This window comes from Labrys methylaminiphilus subsp. lupini, from assembly GCF_051161885.1.
In the GTDB taxonomy this organism is placed as follows: Bacteria; Pseudomonadota; Alphaproteobacteria; order Rhizobiales; family Labraceae; genus Labrys.
The window spans coordinates 3917880-3936546 of record NZ_JBMDIH010000001.1 but is presented as its reverse complement, the minus strand read 5'-3'; the positions used below and the strand labels follow the sequence as shown (position 1 = coordinate 3936546).

Here is an 18667-nt window from a genome sequence, read left to right as displayed (position 1 = left end):
GAGTTAGGTAAAGCGGCGTTTGGCGCCAAGCGCGCTTTGCTCCAGGAGGCGCCTCAATTGTCGCCGTTGTCGCCGCCTTTGCCGTCATCAGCCGGCCGTTCGGGCCGGCCCTGTCCGTCATGGTGTTCGCGATGGCCACCCATCATCGGGCCGCGCGGGCTCCACAAATCGGCCCGTTCGGCGAGTTTGGCCCGCTGCTCGGGCGTCAGCACGTCGGCGGTGGCGAGGACGGCTTCAACGAAGCGCTTGGACTTGGCGTCGGTCCGGGCCACGAAATCGCTGCGCAATTTCTCGATCGCCGCCTTGTCGATGGTGGGCGCCCGCAACAGGTCGATCGCCTGCTTGCGGAAGGCCGCCCTGTCTTCGGGTTTGGGCGCCAGGTCGGTATAGGCCGCGGCGACGATGTCGTGCACCTTGGCCTCCTGCTCGGAGGTCGCGGCCACGGAATCGAGCGACATCCGCACGAAATTCTGGATGCGCTCCAGGCGGGGGCCGTGATGCCAGCCACCACCACCCATCACCGCGGCGGCAGCCAATCCGCCGGCGCCGAGGGCGATGCCGGCTGCCATGGCGCCGCCGAGAACCAGCACGCGCGGCCAGCGGCGTGCGGGAACGGGAGCATTCGGGCTTTCACTCATGTCAGTCTCCATCAAGGGCAGTGCCGGGAGGCACTGCAAGAGCAGCGCCAGGGGGCACCGCAAGGGCAATGCCGGGGCACTGCGGGATGATGAAGCCTAGTGACCGGAGGTTTCGCGCCGTCCAGGCGTTTGTAAAGTTAGATGAAGCGGATAAGGAAAATCCGCGCCCGTGGAGACGGAGCGCGGATCGGTCATTGCGTCTTGTCGAAGCGGGGGCCTGAAAGCCGGTCTTCAGAAGGTGACCACCGAGCGGATCGACTTGCCTTCATGCATCAGGTCGAAGGCCGTGTTGATCTCGTCGAGCGGCATGGTGTGGGTGATCAGGCTGTCGATCTCGATCTTGCCCTCCATGTACCAGTCGACGATCTTCGGCACGTCGGTGCGGCCGCGCGCGCCGCCGAAAGCGGTGCCCTTCCACACGCGTCCGGTGACGAGCTGGAACGGACGGGTGGAGATCTCCTGACCCGAGGCGGCCACGCCGATGATGATCGATTCGCCCCAGCCGCGATGGCAGCATTCCAGCGCCTGGCGCATGGTCACCGGCAGGCCGATGCATTCGAAGGAGAAGTCGGCGCCGCCGCCGGTGAGGTCGACGATGGCCTGCACCACCTTGTCACTGCCGACTTCGGCTGGATTGACGTAATGGGTCATACCGAACTTCTTGGCCATCTCGACCTTGGCCGGGTTGAGATCGACGCCGATGATCTTGTCGGCGCCGACCATGCGGGCGCCCTGGATCACGTTGAGGCCGATGCCGCCGAGGCCGAACACCACGACATTGGCGCCCGGCCAGACCTTGCCCGTATTGATCACCGCGCCGATGCCGGTGGTGACGCCGCAGCCGATGTAGCAGATCTTGTCGAAGGGGGCGTCCTCGCGCACCTTGGCGAGGGCGATTTCCGGCAGCACCGTGAAGTTCGAGAAGGTCGAGCAGCCCATATAGTGGAAGACCTCGCCGCCGTCGCAGGCGAAACGGCTGGAACCGTCGGGCATCACGCCCTTGCCCTGGGTGGTGCGGATGGCGGTGCACAGGTTGGAACGCTGCGACAGGCAGGTTTTGCACTGGCGGCATTCGGGCGTGTAGAGCGGGATGACGTGGTCGCCCGGCTTCAGGCTGGTGACGCCGGCGCCGACTTCGCGCACGATGCCCGCGCCTTCATGGCCGAGAATGGCCGGGAAGAGGCCTTCCGGATCGGCCCCCGACAAGGTGTAGGCATCGGTATGGCACACGCCCGTGGCCATGATCTCGACCAGCACCTCGCCCGCCTTGGGGCCGCCGATCTCGATGGTCTCGACCGTCAGAGGCGCTCCCGCCTTCCATGCCACAGCCGCTCTCGTCTTCATGATTCACTCCCCAAAGCGTTTTTCGATCTGCCGGGATCGGCAAGAATCGCAAAGACGCGTCGAACCAAAGAACTGAAGTAAATGAGCGTTCATGCTTGAACGCGCTTTGCTCCAGGATTCGCCAAGGGCTAGCCGGATGCGGGCGGAAGCGCAAGCGCCGCCGGGAGCATGCGGACCCGGCCGGCGCTTAGAAGTTTCTTATGAGAGGGAAGGGGCGTGCCAGATCAGCGCGGGGCGCGCTTGGCCAGGATGCGCTGCAAGGTGCGCCGGTGCATGGCGAGGCGCCGCGCCGTCTCCGAAACGTTGCGGCCGCACAGTTCGTAGACGCGCTGAATGTGTTCCCAGCGCACCCTGTCGGCAGACATCGGGTTCTCCGGCAATTCCGGCTTGTGGCTGGGATCGGCCATCAACGCCGCATGGATGTCGTCGGCATCGGCTGGTTTTGCGATATAGTCGAATGCACCCAGTTTCACCGCGGTAACGGCGGTGGCGATGTTGCCGTAGCCGGTGAGGATGATGCCGCGCGCATCGGGCCGCTTGACCTTCAGGCGCGAAATCACGTCGAGGCCGGAGCCGTCGGTGAGCTTCATGTCGATCACGGCGAAGGCGGGCGGCGAGCCCTCCACCTGCGCCAGTCCCTCGGCGACCGTGTCGGCCGTGGTGACGGTGTAGCCCCTGGCTTCCATGGCTCGGCCCAAACGTTGCAGGAACGCCTTGTCGTCATCGACGAGAAGAAGCGAACGATCGGGAAATTCGGGGGCAACCATAATGCAGACTCACCTAATCCTTGTTCGAGCGAAGGGGCTCCGTTTCGCGTGAAGGGAATGCGTCTCGCCAATTCAGCGCGAGCCTCCTGCTCCCTCCAGTGCCTGAGGTCAGGCTCTTTGGATCGAAGACCCGATCGCCTCCTTTGGCGCGACAGTTCGCCACAGTGGGGACTATAGCGGCAAAGTGAAGAAATTTCACTGGCGACAGCCCGCTATCGTTTATTCGGTTATGCGGCGATTGCAATCCCCAGAGATTATTATGGATCATGGCCGGGGGAGCGGCGCGAGCGCTTGGGGCGAGCGAAAAGAACTCGATCGCCGGAGCTTGCGGGACGCCGATGAGAGCGGCCTGTCTGCCGGCCCCACGTCCTCGCCGCACCGTGGCGAGATGAAGACTGGCAGTCCGCCGTGTCGTTTCGCGGACCAAGACGCAAGTGCCGCCAATCCTCGCTGTTGCCATCCGGCTGATCTCGACCTTCGCCAGGGTTTCCTCACGGCTCGATGAGCAAAGTGCAGGACCATAGTAGCGCAAATTTTCATTAAGTCTTTGTTTCGATGCATTTTCTTGAACGAAAGGTCATACAAATAATTTGGAGAATGCAGTGGCATAGGATCATCGGACAAAGCTTGTCCAGGTCTAAACGTGGTCTTGCAAGATTTAGCCGGGGCGCCGGTCGCTGCGCATTTCGGGTCCCGGTGTGGAAGCCGAGCCTCAGCGTTCGAAGGTATCTCGCGGCCATTCCAGCTTGACGATGGCGCCGCTTTCCGGCCAGGGGCGGTTCGCCAGGGCGATCGCTGCGCCGGAACGCTCCAGCAGGGTCTTGGCGATAAAAAAGCCGAGGCCGAGGCCGCCGCCCGGTTGGCCTGGCAGGCGCGGACGGCGCTGGGTGACATAGGGATCGCCGAGGCGCCCCATGATTTCGGAAGGAAAGCCGGGACCATCGTCGCCGACGATGAGAGTCACCGTCTTGGCGTCCCAGCTCGCCGTGACGCTCACCCTGGATTTGGCGAAGTCCACCGCGTTCTCGACGATATTGCCGAGGCCGTAGAGCATGCCAGGATTGCGCGGGGCCGAGGGGGCGTCCTCCTCCTGGCCCTGGAACTCGGCGGAGATCGCGATGCCGAAATCGCGATGCGGTGCGGAAACTTCCTCGATCAGCAGCGGCAGGGGCAGGCGGGCGAAGGGGGTGCCGCCATCGTCGCCCAGCGAGGCGAGCTTGCCCAGAATCTCGCGGCAGCGCTCGACCTGGCTGCGCAGCAGGCGAATATCGTCGGCGAAATCGCCTTCCGGCGGCGCGGCGACCTCCAGCTCCTTGGCCACCAGCGCGATGGTGGCGAGCGGCGTACCCAATTCATGCGCGGCAGCGGCGGCCATGCCGTCGAGCTGGGACAAATGCTGTTCGCGCGCCAGCACCAGCTCGGTGGCGGCGAGCGCGTTGGAGAGCAGGCGGGCCTCTTCGGCCACCCGCCAGGCATAGACGCCGATGAAGGCCAGGCCCAGCAGCACCGAGAACCACATGCCGATGACATAGAGCATCGGCATGTCGAACGCCTGGCCCTCGAACCAGGGCAGCGGCAGATGCCAGGCCGTGAGCAGGGAGGCGCAGCCGATGGCCAGCAGTCCCAGCGCGAGGGTCATCAGAGGCGGCAGCGAGGTCGCCGAGATCATCACCGGGGCGAGGAAGAGGAAGGAAAAGGGATTTTGCAGGCCGCCGGTGAGGAAGAGCAGCGCCGCAAGCTGCACGATATCGAAACCGAGCAGGGTCGCGGCACGGGCCGGATCGACGCGTTCGGTCGCCGGGTAGCGCAGCCGCAAGGCGAGATTGACCAGAATGGAGACGCCGATCAGCGGCAGGCAGGCCTGCAGCGGCACGGGAAAGCCGAGGCCGTAGCGCACGCCCAGAACGGCGACCAACTGGCCGGCGATCGCCATCCAGCGCAAGCGAATCAGGGTTTCCAGGCGCAGCGTATCGAGGCCGAGGCCGTCATGCGGCAATACAGAGGCGGTCATCATTCTCCTGTCCCGCCACGCTCGCGATCGCGCCGGCGGTATCAGACCTTAGCGCCCAAAGCGGGGTAGCCCAAAGCGGATTGTCTCTGCCTGGATTGTATCGGCCGGAAAGGCGTCGTAGGGCTGGCGCCGGACGGGAAGCAGGCAGGATGCGGGGGGCTTGATGAGGACCGAGGACAGCGTGGCACTCGAGACCTGGCGCGCCTGGCATCCCGCCGAACTGGCCCGGCGGATAGGGGGCGTGCCCAAGCCCTGGTGCGTGGTGGGAGGCTGGGCGCTCGACCTCTGGCATGGGCATCAGACCCGCGATCACGAGGATCTCGAATTCACCGTCCTGGGTGGCGATCTTGCCTTGTTCCGGAATACCCTGGCGGGCATGCGCTTCTATACGGCAGGCGATGGGATCGTCGAACATCTGCCGGATAACCAGGAGCCGCCGGACGGCATTTTCCAGATCTGGTGCCGGGACGAGGCGGCGCAATGCTGGCGCGTGGACATGATGCTCGAGCCGGGAACCCCGCATATCTGGGTCTATAAGAGAGATCCTGGCATCACCAGGCCGCGGGCCGAGATGATCGGCATGACGGACGATGGCCTGCCCTATCTCAAGCCGGCCGCCGTCCTGCTGTTCAAGGCCAAATATCAGCGCGACAAGGACGAGGTCGATTTCCGCAACGCCCTGCCGAAGCTGGAGGCTGCGGAGCGCCAATGGCTCAGGGCCTGCTTGGAGGCTACCCATCCCGGCCATGACTGGCTGCGATCGCTGTGATCCCCTGAGCCCGGCGCGGTGATGGTTGAACGCTTGTTTGTTGTTTCGGTGTGTCTTTGCGATTCCAGGTGATTCCGACCACTCGCAAAGGCTTTGGCAATGGGCATCCAGGGCAGGATCGCATAGTACCCCATGGAAAGCGTCGGCAGCTCTATACAGTCCCGGCCTGCCGCGCTAAGGAAAACCCGATACGTCCATTCTTGAAGGTTTCTAGCAAATGGCGCCAGTCAGCGATCGCTTGGTCACGGTTTTTGGTGGATCGGGATTTGTGGGCCGCAATCTCGTGCGCTCGCTCGCCAAGCGCGGTTTCCGCGTGCGGGTGGCCGTGCGCCGTCCGGATCTCGCCCAATATCTGATGACGGCCGGTGCCGTCGGCCAGATCCACGGCGTCCAGGCGAATCTGCGCTATCCCGCATCGATCGCCGCCGCCGTCGAGGGCGCGGAGGCGGTGGTCAACCTCGTCGGCGTCATGCATGAGCGCGGCGCCAACAGTTTCGATGCCGTGCAGGCTTTCGGCCCCGGTGCCATCGCCCGCGCCGCCAAGGCCGCCGGCGTGCAGCGCTTTGTGCATGTCTCGGCCCTCGGCCTGCATGCGGGCTCCGACTCAGTCTATGCCAAGACCAAGCTGAAGGGTGAGGAAGCTGCCCGCGCTGCCTTCGAAGACACCATCATCCTGCGTCCCTCAGTGATGTTCGGACCGGATGACGATTTCTTCAACAAGTTCGCCGGGCTGGCGCGGATGTCGCCCGTGCTGCCGTTGATCGGCGGCGGCGAGACCAAGTTCCAGCCGGTTTTCGTCGGCGATGTTGCAGAGGTGCTGGCACGTGGCGCCGAAGGCGCCCTCAAGCCCGGCGCGACCTATGAACTCGGCGGCCAGGAAGTGCTGACCCTGCGCCAGATCTTCGAATATGTGCTCAAGACGGCCAATCGCAAACGCCTGCTTGTGCCGATGCCCTTCGCCATCGCCAATGTGCAGGCGACCTTGTTCGAGCTGGCGCGGACTTTGTCGCTCGGCCTGTTCACCCCGCCTTTGACGCGCGATCAGGTCACGTTGCTGCGCCACGACAATATCGTGTCCGAGGAGGCCGGGAAGGACGGCCTGACGCTGGAGGGGCTGGGTATCCAGCCGGCGACGGTGGAAGCGATCGTGCCGAGCTATCTGTGGCGCTTCCGCAAGTCCGGCCAGTTCGAGAACAAGGTGGCCTGACGGCCGGCGACGGCGATCTGAACAAGAAAAGGGCCGGTCTCTATGGAGACCGGCCCTTTTTGCTGCGGGCTCGCGCTCAGCCCCTCGTGCAATCAACCCATCGTGTAATAGGCCAAGAGGCCGATCACGCCGACGACGATGCGCCACCAGCCGAACAGAGCAAGGCCGCGCTTGGAGACGAAATCCAGCAGGGTCTTCACCACGAACCAACCCGAGATGAAGGCGGTGACGAAGCCGATGGCGGTCAGGCCGAGATTGTCGGTCGTCATCGTCTTGTAGGACTTGGCGAACTCATAAACGAAGGCGCCGACCATGGTCGGCATCGCCAGGAAGAAGGAAAATTCCGCCGCCGAGCGCTTGTCGAGGCCGAGCAGCATGCCGCCGACGATGGTGGAGCCCGAGCGCGAAACGCCGGGGATCATCGACAGGCACTGGAACAGTCCAATCTTCAGATAGACCGGCAGCGGCAGTACATAGCAATTGGAGAAGCGTTTCTCGATCTTGAACTGTTCGATGGCGAGCAGGACGAAACCGCCCGCGATCAGGGCGTAGCAGACCACTGGCACGTTGAAGAGATATTGCTTCATCTTGTGCTCGAGCAGCACGCCGAGGACCACGGCAGGCAGGAAGGCAACCAGCACGCCGAGGACGAAATGCTGGGCCTCCCGGTCCTTCGGCAAAGCGGTGGCGATGCGCCACAGCCTCTCGGCATAGACGGCGAGCAAGGCGAGGATGGCGCCGAGCTGAATGAGGATCACGAAGGAATCGTCACCCTCGAATTTCAGGTAGCGGGCTGCAAGCAGGAGATGGCCGGTCGAGGAAACCGGGATGAACTCGGTCAGGCCTTCGACCACACCTAGGATGATCGCTTCCAGAATATTGGCCAGGGTCATGGGATGCCTTCGCGAGAATCGGGCGCCGATGCGGCCGCATGGCACCCGTGCGGGATGAATGGGAGCGGCCCTGCACCTCGCTGACGCGAGATACAGGCCGGAATCGTGGTGATTCTAGGCGCGAGTTATAACCAAACAGTAACCATGATGCAGCCGGACGCTCTTCCATGCAGCGATGAGGCGAGCGGCCACGGCGAAGTCGCAGCCTTCGAGAACGTCTAATTCATGGTGACGTCGTTGTCCCGGCCTCGGCAAGCCTTTCGCAGTATGATTTTCATGACGTTGAAATCAAATTGCCTCTCGGGAAGGCGTGGGGAAACTTCTGGGAAGACACCTAAGTCATGCGTGTCTTTGAAGGAAATGCTGTTTTAGAATATGATTTTGTTCAAATAAATTTATTTAGACATCAGTTTATCTTGGTGTCTTGAGAGGTGTATTGGAAGAAATATTTTCCGTCTTGTGAAAGCGTTTCCTATTTGCACTGTGCGTAGTACTTAAGTATTAGACATCCCTCCCAGTTAGGTATAGGTCGCAATGACAAGGCATTAGGTATTCGTAGTCAAACACTTAGAAGAAAATATCTTTTAAATTTCTACCGACATGATAGGAACTATGCAGCTGCAACGGTGTTGTCGCGGCGTGAGTGAACGCCCAGCCGATCCGGGGCGTCTTCTTGCTTGTCCTCAGTTGTGACGCCAAAATCCCATGCAAAAAGGGGTGGTGATTGAGCGAGTTGTCTTGGAGAAGCGCAGGATCTCTATCGGAGTGCGCCAAGATTCATAATGTCAGCCATTTCGGTTTGCAGAACCCTGTCAGCGTTCCGCTGCCGAACTACCAGTCGGCCGTCCTTGCAGACGCCCAGGCCCTGAGAGCGCATACCGGCTTCAAGGCCGCGCGGAGCACGTTCGCGCGTCGCTACGTTTCCATTCTCAGGACCAATCTGCCGCTCATCCATATGGCGACGGATGAAATCCGCCTGATCGTGGGCGCCTATGTGCTGAGCCGCCACTTTGCCGCCTCGCCCAATGATCCGCCCGCGGGCGTCACGGTGGCGGATGTCCAGACTTTCTGCACCGTGCACGCCTTGGCGGGGCACAACCGCATCGGGGCCATGCTGAACCTGTTGCGCCAGGCGGGCTATCTGCGTCAGACCAAGGATCTGCGCGACAAGCGCATCAAGCGGCTGGAGGCAACCCGCGCCGGTATCACCATCGCTAAGCAGATCATCACGCCCTATCTGCAGGCACTCGCGCAATTGCAGCGTGTCGATCACGCCGTCAGGCGGGTGGAGATCGACGATGCCTTCCTCGGCGCGCTGGCTCGCTATTGCAGCAATTATTTCCTGATGCATGGCACCTTGGTCGATCTCGTGCCCGAGATGCGGCTGTTCATGGCGCGCGATGCCGGGTTCGAAATCCTGCTCAAGCTGATTGCGACGGAAATGCCGGGAGAGATCCTGAAGGACCGTACCGTCCATTTCCATTATGGCGCCGTTGCCGACTGCTTCGGCGTCTCGCGTGTCCATGTCCGCCGCCTGCTCGAGGATGCGGCCGAGGAGGGCTATGTCACCTTGCATGCCCCCGGCGGGCGGGCGATCGAGATCCATGGGAGCCTGTTCGAACTCGTCGACAAGTTCATCGCCCTGCAGATGGCGCTGTTTCTGCAGGCGGTTCTGTATGCCGGTGGCAAAGCCTGACCGACCATACCGAAAAGTGGACGCGGTTTTCGGTAAAAACGATGCGACAACAATAATTTGCAAGCGTCGGGCCCTGCGCTTCGATCCGGAACGCGCTGGCATGCAGTTCGAACAAAAGGCGGGCCCAATTGGGTCCGCCTTTTTCTCTTTCACAACACCTTGGAGGCTGCCTTCGTGGCGCCTGCCTTACCCGCGCAGCGTTGCCCCGGTCTTCTTGCCGACTTCGGCGATGATCTTGGCGGCAACGGCATCGATTTCGACGTCGGTCAGCGTGCGGTCCTGCGGCTGCAGCACCACCTCGACGGCGACCGATTTCTGATCCTCGGCGATGCCCTTGCCCTCATAGATGTCGAAGATCGACACGCCTGAAATCAGCTTCTTGTCGACGCCCTGCGTCGCCTTGACGATGTCGGCGGCCCTGACCTTGCGTGCGACCAGGAAGGCGAAGTCGCGGGTGACCGGCTGGAAGGGCGAGAGGGCCAGGACGCCGCGCGTCTTGGTCGCCTTGGGCTTGGGCACCGGGAGGGCGTCGAGGATGATCTCGAAGCCGACCACCGGCCCATCGGCGTCGAGCGCCTCCAAGGCCGAGGGATGCAGTTCGCCGAACCAGCCAATGATGTTCTGCGGGCCGAGCTGGATCGTGCCCGAACGGCCGGGATGGTACCAGGACGGCGCTCCCGACACGATCTGGAAGCTCGCGACCGGCGCGCCGAGGGCGGCCAGCAAAGTGAGGGCATCCTCCTTGGCGTCGAACACGCTCACCGCGCTTGCCGGCCCCGACCAGTGGCGGCCGAAGCCGTCGGGACGAGCTTGGTTGCGGCGGATGCCGCTGGCGGCGATCTTCTGGTCTTCCGGCCGATCTCCGCGGAAGATCTGGCCGACCTCGAACAGGGCGACGTCGCTGGTGCCGCGATCGGCATTGCGCTGGCCCGCCGCGATCAGGCCGGGCAGCAGGCTGGGGCGCATGTCGGAAAGATCAGCGGCGATCGGGTTGGCGAGCGACAGCGTCGGCTGGCCGCCGCCGAAGCGTTCGGCCTGGGCCTTGGCGATGAAGGACCAGGTCACGGCCTCCATCAGGCCGCGCGCGGCGAGGCTCCGTTTGGCCAGGCGGGTGCGCTTCTGCAGCACGGTGAGCACGGGCTGCGGCACGTGGGCCTCGCGCGGCAGCGGCGTCACCGGAATGGAATCGACGCCGACGATGCGCATCACCTCCTCGACGAGGTCCGCCTTGCCTTCGATGTCGGGGCGCCAACTCGGCGCTGTCACCGCCAGCGCGTCCGGCTTGCGGATGACGCCGAAGCCGAGGCGCTCGAGGATGTCGGCGCTTTCGGCGAGGCTGGTCGCGAGCCCCGTCAGGCGTGCAACCTCGTGGGCCGGCAGATCCAACACCTCGGGTGCGGGGGTGACGCCGCCCACCACGAGGGTCTCGGTCGGCTTGCCGCCGCACAATTCAATCACGAGCTGAGTGGCGAGGTCGACGCCCGGTACCATGAAGGCGGGATCGACACCGCGCTCGAAGCGATAGCGCGCATCAGTGTTGATGCCGAGCGCACGTCCGGTGCGGGCGATGTTGAGTGGCTCCCACAGCGCCGATTCGATCAGCACATCGGTGGTGTTCTCGTCGCAGCCCGAATGCTCGCCGCCCATGATGCCGGCGATCGACTCCAGGCCCTTGTCGTCGGCGATCACGCAGATGCTGTCATTGAGCACATAGGTCTTGCCGTCGAGCGCGACGATGTTTTCGCCCTCGCGGGCGCGCCGGACGGTGAGGTTGCCTTCGATCTTGGCAGCATCGAAGACGTGCAGCGGCCGGCCGCGGTCGAAGGTGACATAGTTGGTGATGTCGACCAGCGCACTGATCGGGCGCAGGCCAATGGCGTTGAGCCGGCGCTGCATCCACACGGGCGAGCGGCCGTTCTTGACGCCGCGCACCAAGCGAAGCGCAAAGCCGGGGCATAGCGAGGGCGTGTCGCCGAAATCGAGCGTCACCGTAACGGGGCAGGGGCCTTCGCCGGCGATGGAGGGCACCGCGGGCGTTTTCAACCTGCCGAGGCCGGCGGCGGCGAGATCACGGGCAATGCCGGCGACGCCGGTGCAGTCGGGCCGGTTCGGCGTGAGGTTCACGTCGATCACCGGGTCGTTGAGGCCGGCATATTCGGCAAAGGGCATGCCGACAGGCGCGTCGGCAGGCAGGTCGATGATGCCGTCATGCTCGTCGGAGATTTCGAGCTCGAATTCCGAGCACAACATGCCGCGGCTCTCGACCCCGCGTACCGGCGCGATGGCGAGCGTGATGTTCTTGGCCGGGATATAGGTGCCGGGCGGCGAGAATACCGATTTCATGCCGGTGCGGGCATTGGGGGCGCCGCAGACCACCTGCACCGGATCGCCCTTGCCGGTATCGACCATACAGACCCGGAGCTTGTCGGCATTGGGATGCTGCTCGGCCGAGACGACATAGGCGATCGAGAAGCCGGAAAGCTTCTTGGCAGGGTCCTCCACCCCCTCGACCTCGAGGCCGATGCGGGTGAGGGTCGCGACGATCTCGTCGAGCGTGGCTGAGGTTTCGAGGTGATCCTTGAGCCAGGAAAGCGTGAACTTCATTGCGGGCAGCCTAGTCCAATCGATTTGGCCATGCCGATAGCGCGTCGGGCAGGAAGATGCAAAGAAATCCCGGTTGAAAGCGAAAACGCGCGATGTTGTGGGATACCCGAGCGCGACCGAAGCGGGGTTCTGGCGGGATTTCATCCCGTTGGTTTGGCGTTGTGCTTCAAAGCTGACGCCGCCAACGATCGATAGAGTCATCTTCCAATTTCGGCCCTGGTATCGTGAATGAAACACCCCATGGGGGCAATCCGGCATGTTTTTCTGCAATTGCCTCGATACGGTCAGCAAGAAATACACACCAATACACATTTATCGTTGACGTTGGCCTAAATTGTGTGTATCAATACACAATCCTCAGATGAGGCGCGACGACATGAATGTGAAGCGCTCCCCGATGACACCGAGAAAGGTTGTCAGCCGCCTCAAAAAAGAAGGTTGGGAGCTGAAACGGAAAGGGCCGGGTGACCACCAACAATTCACCCGGTCCGGCCGGCCCGGAAGAGTGACGGTTGACATGGGAGTAAGGGAGATCCCAACCGGGACGCTCCGGTCGATATTCAAGCAGGCGGGGTGGGAGTGGTGAACTCCCACTCCTTCTTCGGACCACCAAGGAGGGTGTGATGAGGGCATTGGCATACGCATTGATCCATGAAGAGAATGGAATTTATGGCATCTCGTTCCCTGATTTCCCCGGCGCCGTATCGGGTGGAGGCTCGGCGGAAGAGGCGATTGCCAAAGGGCGGCAGGCATTGGCTCTGCATGTCGAGGGTATGGTCGAGGATGGCGAGGCGCTTCCTCTGCTCCGTGAGCTCTCCGAACTTCGGGTGGATCCCGAATTCGTGGAGTGGAGCAAGGATGCAGTGCTGGTCCTGGTTCCTGTCGACTTGCCGTCCAAACCCGTCCGCATCAACATCTCGATCGATGAGGGATTGCTTGATCGTATCGATCGAGCGGCCAAGGCACGCGGCGAAACCCGTAGCGGGTATTTGGCCAGTGCAGCGAGGGTCAGGCTTGCAGGGTAACCTATTTGCGCCGCACCGTTACGGTCGTGGTGACCTCTGAACATCAAGCGGCACGGATACACGATAACGGCGCGGCGAAGCGCATGATCTTCATCCCATTTGCATGGCGTAGCGCTTGGCTTCGGCGATCAGGGCGGCGACCAGGGGTGTCTGGGTTTCGCGCTTGGGTGTGATCAGGCCGACCTTGTGATGCGCTTGCGGCTCGACGATGGGGATCGAGCGCACATGGTCGCCGGCGCCCAGCATCTCGACCAGGATGGCCGGCATTACGCTCGACCAGCGCCCCGTGCGCACATGCGAGAGCAGCACCTGCATCGAGTTGGAAACCAGGGTCGGCGCCACCGGCGTCTCGGCATTGCGCAGGAGGTGGTCGACGATGCGCCGGTTCTGCATGTCGGGCGTCAGCAGGCAGAGCGGCACATGGCCGAGCTCCTCCCAGCTCACCGTGTTGCGGCCGGCGAATTCGCCATTGACGTCGGTGAGCAGGCAATAGCTTTCGCGATAGAGCTCCACCGTCGAGACCTTCCCCAGCGGCTCGTTGTCGAGATAGGTGATGCCGGCATCGATGGCCAGGTCCTCCAACTCCTGCAGCACCGTGGTCGAGGGGCGCGAGAGGATGGTGAAGGTCACGTTGGGGTGGCGGGCGCGAAAGGGCGTGGTGATCGAGGCAACCATGGAGAGCGCCGTCGGGATCACCGAGATGGTGAGGTGACCGTTGAGGCCGCGCTTGAGCGCCTCGACCTCCTGGCGCATGGCGCGGCTGTCGCTGACGATGCGCCGGGCCCATTCCAGCACCCTGTCACCCTCCGGGGTGAAGCCCTGGAAGCGCGAGCCGCGCGCCACCAGCAGGACGCCGAGTTCGCCTTCGAGCTGCTTGATGCCGGCCGAGAGGGTGGGCTGGGTCACCCCGCAGATCTCGGCGGCCCGGCCGAAATGGTGCTCGCGGGAGAGAGCGATCAGGAATTCGAGCTTGTCGATCATGGCCCATCCTTCCAATCGAGGATTGAAGATCGGGGCGCCCGTAAGTTCGATTCTCTGCTCATGCCCGCTACTATGTCGTTGCCGCCGATGAAGGGCAATCAGCGCCTGCAAGATCCCCCGCACGCCCGAACACGCATCGGTTGCATCCCGTGACGAATCGCACGGAGAGGCCGGGGCGGCGGTGGCATTGTCATCCCATCAAAGCAAGCGCAGCCCGCGCAAGACAAGAATGGGAACGAGACGATGTTGAAGAAAATCCTGACCGGCGCCCTGGTTGCCGCAACACTGGCAGGCACCGCCATTGCCACCACTGGCACCGCCGAAGCCCGCTATGGCCGTGGTGGCGCCTTCGCCGCTGGTGCCGGTATCGGCCTGCTGGGTGGGCTGCTCGCCGGCTCCGCCTACAACAACAGCTATTATGGCGGCGGCTATTACGACGATTACCGCCCCGTCTACTATCGCCGCTGCCACATCGAGAAGCGCTGGGTCGACGGCTATTACGGCGGCTTCTGGAAGCGCGTGAGGGTCTGCTACTGAGCCCGAATTCGGGTTATCGGACCCTGCACCCCAACACCAGCCCGGTAGCCCGTAGGAAGCCCCGCCCCCGGTGGGGCTTCCGCCTTTTTGCGGTAAGGGATGATGGCCTGCAGGCCGTCACGGCTCGTTGGCGGGGAGCCTGTCCACAAAGACCAGTTCGCAACAATCCGCGTTGAACGCCAGGACCTGGGCCGGCTCGAACAGCCAGGGCGTATTTCTTTGCCACCATCGAGCGGCTTGCGGGGAATGGTTATCGAGCAGGCGCAAGGCGCTTGCGGCCTGCACTGAATAGGCCTGCCAAATTGCCGTCGGCGGCTTGAAGCCCAAACGCTGCTTCAGCAGGCTGAGGACGCCGGCCGGATTGCGAAACCCGATTTCGACGATCATCGTCTCCGGCTCCGACGGCGCCGTTTCCAACAGCGGCAGGGTCAGGCCGATCCAGGCCTGCCTGATGGCGATGGGAGCTTCCCCCTGGGGTGTCGCGTCGATCCTGATGCCGCGCCATGGGGTCAAGTAGGCCATCGACGTTTGCTCCATCACGAACGAAGGGCAGGCTCGTTCGTCCTTGTGAACAAATAAGCGAACAAAACGGCGAACGTCGACATTTCATCGCTGGTGGAGCGAGTAGGATTTGCCGATGTGGGAAAGAATGTGCATCACTCTTCGCATTGCAACATAAATTCCCAACTCCCCTCCAGACCGCGAGTGCTCATGCGACCGTCCTTCCGCCGCCTGCTCGTCGCCAATCGTTCCGAGATCGCCATCCGCGTGTTTCGGGCCGCCACGGAACTCGGCATCTCCACCATTGCCGTCTATGCGGAGGAGGACAAACTTTCGCTGCACCGCTTCAAGGCTGATGAAGCCTACCAGATCGGCAAGGGCAAGGGGTCTGAAAGGAATCTGGGACCGGTGGAGGCCTATCTCTCCATCGACGAGGTGATCCGCGTCGCCAAGGAAGCCAGGGCCGATGCGATCCATCCCGGCTACGGCCTGCTGTCGGAGAGCCCGGAATTCGCCGAAGCCTGCGCCGCCGCCGGCATCGTCTTCATCGGTCCCAGCCCCAAGACCCTGCGCACGCTCGGCAACAAGGTCGATGCGCGCAACCTCGCCATTTCGGTCGGCGTGCCGGTGATGCCGGCGACCGACCCGCTTCCCGACGATCCCGAAGCGATCAAGGCGGCGGCGCAGGCTGTGGGCTATCCTGTGATGCTCAAGGCCTCCTGGGGTGGCGGCGGGCGTGGCATGCGCCCGATCGAGAGCGAGGACAAGCTGCTCGATGCCGTCTTCACCGCCAAGCGCGAGGCCAAGGCTGCCTTCGGCAAGGACGAGGTCTATCTGGAAAAGCTGGTGCGCCGCGCCCGCCATGTCGAGGTGCAGATCCTCGGTGACGGCAACGGCACGCTGGTGCATCTGTTCGAGCGTGACTGCTCGATCCAGCGCCGCAACCAGAAGGTGATCGAGCGCGCGCCCGCGCCCTATCTCGACGAGGAGACGCGCCAGGGCCTGTGCGAATCGGCGCTCAAGATCGGGCGCGGCACCGATTATGCCGGCGCCGGCACCGTCGAGTTCCTGATGGATGCCGATACCGGCAAGTTCTATTTCATCGAGGTCAATCCGCGCGTCCAGGTCGAGCACACCGTCACCGAGGTCGTCACCGATCTCGACATCGTCAAGGCCCAGATCCGCATCGCCGAGGGCGGGCGCATCGGCGTCATCGGTGCCGATGGCGAGCTGGAGACCGGCATTCCCGCCCAGGACGACATCTTCATGCGCGGCCATGCGCTGCAGTGCCGGCTGACCACGGAGAATCCCGAGAACAACTTCATCCCGGACTATGGCCGCATCACCGCCTATCGCGGTGCCATGGGCTTCGGCATCCGCATCGACGGCGGCACCGCCTATTCCGGCGCGGTGGTGACACGCTGGTACGATCCGCTGCTCGAAAAGGTCACGGCCTGGGCCTCCACCCCGCAGGAAGCCATCGCCCGCATGACCCGCGCCTTGCGCGAATACCGTATCCGGGGCGTCGCCACCAACCTGCCCTTCCTGGAGGCGGTGCTGGCGCACGAGAAGTTCCGCTCCAACCAGTACACCACGCGCTTCATCGACGAGACGCCCGAGCTGTTCCAGTTCGCCAAGCGCCGCGACCGCGCCACCAAGCTCCTGACCTATATCGCTGACGTCACCGTCAACGGCCATCCCGAGGCGCGCGGCCGAGCGCGGCCGCCCGCCGAGGCGCGCACGCCGCATGCGCCCGAATTCAAGGTGAGGCCTGCCTCCGGCACCAGGCAGCTGCTCGACACGCTGGGCCCGGAGAAGTTCGCGAGCTGGATGAAGGAGGAAAAGCGCGTCCTCGTCACCGACACCACCATGCGCGACGCCCATCAGTCGCTGCTGGCCACGCGCATGCGCACCTACGACATCGCCGGCGTCGCCTCGGCCTATGCCGCCGGCCTGCCGCAGCTGCTTTCGCTCGAATGCTGGGGCGGTGCCACCTTCGACGTCGCTATGCGCTTCCTCACCGAGGATCCCTGGGAGCGTCTCGCTTTGATCCGCGAACGCGCGCCCAACATCCTCACCCAGATGCTGCTGCGCGGGGCCAATGGCGTCGGCTACACCAATTATCCCGACAATGTCGTACGGCTCTTCGTCAAGCAGGCAGCCGATGCCGGCATGGACCTCTTCCGCATCTTCGACTGCCTGAACTGGGTCGAGAATATGCGGGTGTCTATTGACGCCGTGCTGGAGGCCGGCAAGCTGGCCGAGGGCGCTATCTGCTATACGGCCGACCTTTTCGACGCCTCGCGCTCGAAATACGACCTGGCCTATTACGTCCGCATGGCGCGCGAGCTTGAAAAGGCCGGCTGCCATATCCTGGCGATCAAGGACATGGCGGGTCTGCTCAAGCCGGCCCAGGCCCGCAAGCTGGTGAGCGAACTCAAGCAGGAGATCGGCCTGCCGATCCACCTGCACACCCATGACACTTCGGGCATTGCCGGCGCCACCGTGCTGGCGGCGATCGAGGCTGGTGTCGATGCGGTCGATGCCGCCATGGATGCGATGTCTGGCACGACGTCCCAGGCCTGCCTCGGCTCCATCGTCGAGGCGCTCAGGCATTCCGAGCGCGATCCCGGCCTCGATCCGGAGGCGATCCGCCAGATCTCCTTCTATTGGGAGGCGGTGCGTACGCAATACACCGCCTTCGAGAGTGACCTGAAGGCCGGTGCGTCGGAGGTCTATCTGCACGAGATGCCGGGCGGCCAGTTCACCAATCTCAAGGAGCAGGCGCGCTCCCTCGGCCTGGAGACGCGCTGGCACGAGGTGGCCAAAGCCTATCGCGCCGCCAACGATCTGTTCGGCGACATCGTCAAGGTGACGCCGTCTTCCAAGGTGGTCGGCGACATGGCGCTGATGATGGTGGCGCAGGGCCTCACCCCGGAGGATGTCGCCGATCCCGCCCGCGAGGTCGCCTTCCCGGCCTCCGTCGTCGAGATGATGCACGGCGATCTCGGCCAGCCCGAGGGCGGCTGGCCTTCCGCCCTGCAGAAGAAGATCCTCAAGGATGCAGCGCCGATCACCGTGCGCCCCGGCTCGCTGCTGCCGCCGGCCGACATTCCGGCGTTGAAGGCGGAGGTGGAGAAGAAGATCGGCCGCGCCGTGGAGGGCAACGAGATCTCCTCCTATCTGATGTATCCCAAGGTCTTCACCGACTATGCCGTCACCGCCCGCAAATACGGGCCCGTTTCGGTGCTGCCGACCGCGACCTATTTCTACGGCATGGCGCCGGGCGACGAACTCACCATCGAAATCGAGCGCGGCAAGGCCCTGGTGATCCGCCTGCAGACGATGGGCGAGACCGACGAGGAAGGGCAGGTTCGAGTCTTCTTCGAGCTCAACGGCCAGCCGCGTATCATCAAGGTGCCCAACCGCCTGGCTGCCGGCAGCGTCAAGGCGCGCCGCAAGGCGGAGGACGGCAACGAGGCCCATATCGCCGCACCGATGCCGGGCGCCATCTCCACCGTGGCGGTGAAGGCGGGGCAGGCGGTCAAAGCGGGCGACGTGCTCTTGACCATCGAGGCGATGAAGATGGAGACCGCGCTGCATGCTCCCCAGGACGGCAAGATCGCCGAAGTTCTGGTCTCGCCCGGCGCCCAGATCGACGCCAAGGACCTCTTGATGGTGATGGGATAACTTC

The 18667-nt window shown here is 63.6% G+C and carries 15 protein-coding genes; 7 read left to right on the top strand and 8 right to left on the bottom strand.

The features are described 5' to 3' along the window. Positions 1–53 precede the first annotated feature (53 nt). The 4 genes from ACN6KF_RS18600 to ACN6KF_RS18585 all read right to left on the bottom strand — a co-directional run bounded on the left by ACN6KF_RS18600 (position 54) and on the right by ACN6KF_RS18585 (position 4763). A complete protein-coding gene (locus ACN6KF_RS18600; protein WP_434958270.1) occupies positions 54–638 on the bottom strand; it encodes a Spy/CpxP family protein refolding chaperone in 585 nt (194 codons plus the stop codon). A gap of 231 nt (positions 639–869) precedes the next feature. Beyond that, positions 870–1982 carry an S-(hydroxymethyl)glutathione dehydrogenase/class III alcohol dehydrogenase gene (locus ACN6KF_RS18595; RefSeq protein WP_434958269.1) on the bottom strand — a complete coding sequence of 371 codons (1113 nt, stop codon included), beginning with the start codon at positions 1980–1982 and terminating at the stop codon, positions 870–872. Between the two features lie 224 nt (positions 1983–2206). Continuing rightward, positions 2207–2749: an ActR/PrrA/RegA family redox response regulator transcription factor gene (locus ACN6KF_RS18590; RefSeq protein ID WP_068290777.1), complete on the bottom strand. Its 543-nt coding sequence runs from the start codon at positions 2747–2749 to the stop codon at positions 2207–2209. Between the two features lie 712 nt (positions 2750–3461). Beyond that, complete coding sequence (locus tag ACN6KF_RS18585; protein WP_434958268.1) at positions 3462–4763, bottom strand: ActS/PrrB/RegB family redox-sensitive histidine kinase; 1302 nt, start codon at positions 4761–4763, stop codon at positions 3462–3464. Positions 4764–4923: 160 nt separating this feature from the next. Between ACN6KF_RS18585 and ACN6KF_RS18580 the strand changes: the two genes are divergently transcribed. Both ACN6KF_RS18580 and ACN6KF_RS18575 read left to right on the top strand, forming a co-directional pair. Next, positions 4924–5529, top strand: a complete 606-nt coding sequence (locus tag ACN6KF_RS18580; RefSeq protein WP_434959704.1) for a nucleotidyltransferase domain-containing protein — start codon at positions 4924–4926, stop codon at positions 5527–5529. 217 nt (positions 5530–5746) lie between these two features. Beyond that, positions 5747–6736: a complex I NDUFA9 subunit family protein gene (locus ACN6KF_RS18575; RefSeq protein ID WP_434958267.1), complete on the top strand. Its 990-nt coding sequence runs from the start codon at positions 5747–5749 to the stop codon at positions 6734–6736. Positions 6737–6828: 92 nt separating this feature from the next. Here ACN6KF_RS18575 and ACN6KF_RS18570 read toward each other — a convergent pair whose 3' ends face one another. Beyond that, on the bottom strand, positions 6829–7629 hold the full coding sequence (locus tag ACN6KF_RS18570) for an undecaprenyl-diphosphate phosphatase (RefSeq protein ID WP_434958266.1): 801 nt from the start codon (positions 7627–7629) through the stop codon (positions 6829–6831). 724 nt (positions 7630–8353) lie between these two features. On the opposite strand from ACN6KF_RS18570, the gene ACN6KF_RS18565 reads away from it, so the two are divergent. Continuing rightward, positions 8354–9325 carry a hypothetical protein gene (locus ACN6KF_RS18565; RefSeq protein ID WP_434958265.1) on the top strand — a complete coding sequence of 324 codons (972 nt, stop codon included), beginning with the start codon at positions 8354–8356 and terminating at the stop codon, positions 9323–9325. 186 nt (positions 9326–9511) lie between these two features. Here ACN6KF_RS18565 and pheT read toward each other — a convergent pair whose 3' ends face one another. Beyond that, a complete protein-coding gene (gene pheT, locus ACN6KF_RS18560; protein ID WP_434958264.1) occupies positions 9512–11929 on the bottom strand; it encodes a phenylalanine--tRNA ligase subunit beta in 2418 nt (805 codons plus the stop codon). A 361-nt stretch (positions 11930–12290) separates the two neighbouring features. On the opposite strand from pheT, the gene ACN6KF_RS18555 reads away from it, so the two are divergent. Both ACN6KF_RS18555 and ACN6KF_RS18550 read left to right on the top strand, forming a co-directional pair. Then, a complete protein-coding gene (locus tag ACN6KF_RS18555; protein ID WP_434958263.1) occupies positions 12291–12515 on the top strand; it encodes a type II toxin-antitoxin system HicA family toxin in 225 nt (74 codons plus the stop codon). Positions 12516–12552: 37 nt separating this feature from the next. Then, positions 12553–12954: a type II toxin-antitoxin system HicB family antitoxin gene (locus tag ACN6KF_RS18550; protein ID WP_434958262.1), complete on the top strand. Its 402-nt coding sequence runs from the start codon at positions 12553–12555 to the stop codon at positions 12952–12954. 90 nt (positions 12955–13044) lie between these two features. On the opposite strand, the gene ACN6KF_RS18545 is transcribed toward ACN6KF_RS18550, so the two are convergent. Continuing rightward, positions 13045–13935, bottom strand: a complete 891-nt coding sequence (locus ACN6KF_RS18545) for a LysR family transcriptional regulator (RefSeq protein WP_434958261.1) — start codon at positions 13933–13935, stop codon at positions 13045–13047. 243 nt (positions 13936–14178) lie between these two features. Between ACN6KF_RS18545 and ACN6KF_RS18540 the strand changes: the two genes are divergently transcribed. Continuing rightward, on the top strand, positions 14179–14472 hold the full coding sequence (locus tag ACN6KF_RS18540; RefSeq protein WP_434958260.1) for a hypothetical protein: 294 nt from the start codon (positions 14179–14181) through the stop codon (positions 14470–14472). 117 nt (positions 14473–14589) lie between these two features. Here the strand turns inward: ACN6KF_RS18540 and ACN6KF_RS18535 are convergent, their stop codons facing one another. Beyond that, positions 14590–14994 carry a hypothetical protein gene (locus ACN6KF_RS18535; RefSeq protein WP_434958259.1) on the bottom strand — a complete coding sequence of 135 codons (405 nt, stop codon included), beginning with the start codon at positions 14992–14994 and terminating at the stop codon, positions 14590–14592. Between the two features lie 189 nt (positions 14995–15183). On the opposite strand from ACN6KF_RS18535, the gene pyc reads away from it, so the two are divergent. Continuing rightward, positions 15184–18663, top strand: coding sequence for a pyruvate carboxylase (pyc, locus tag ACN6KF_RS18530; RefSeq protein WP_434958258.1), 3480 nt, complete (start codon positions 15184–15186; stop codon positions 18661–18663). Positions 18664–18667 lie beyond the last annotated feature (4 nt).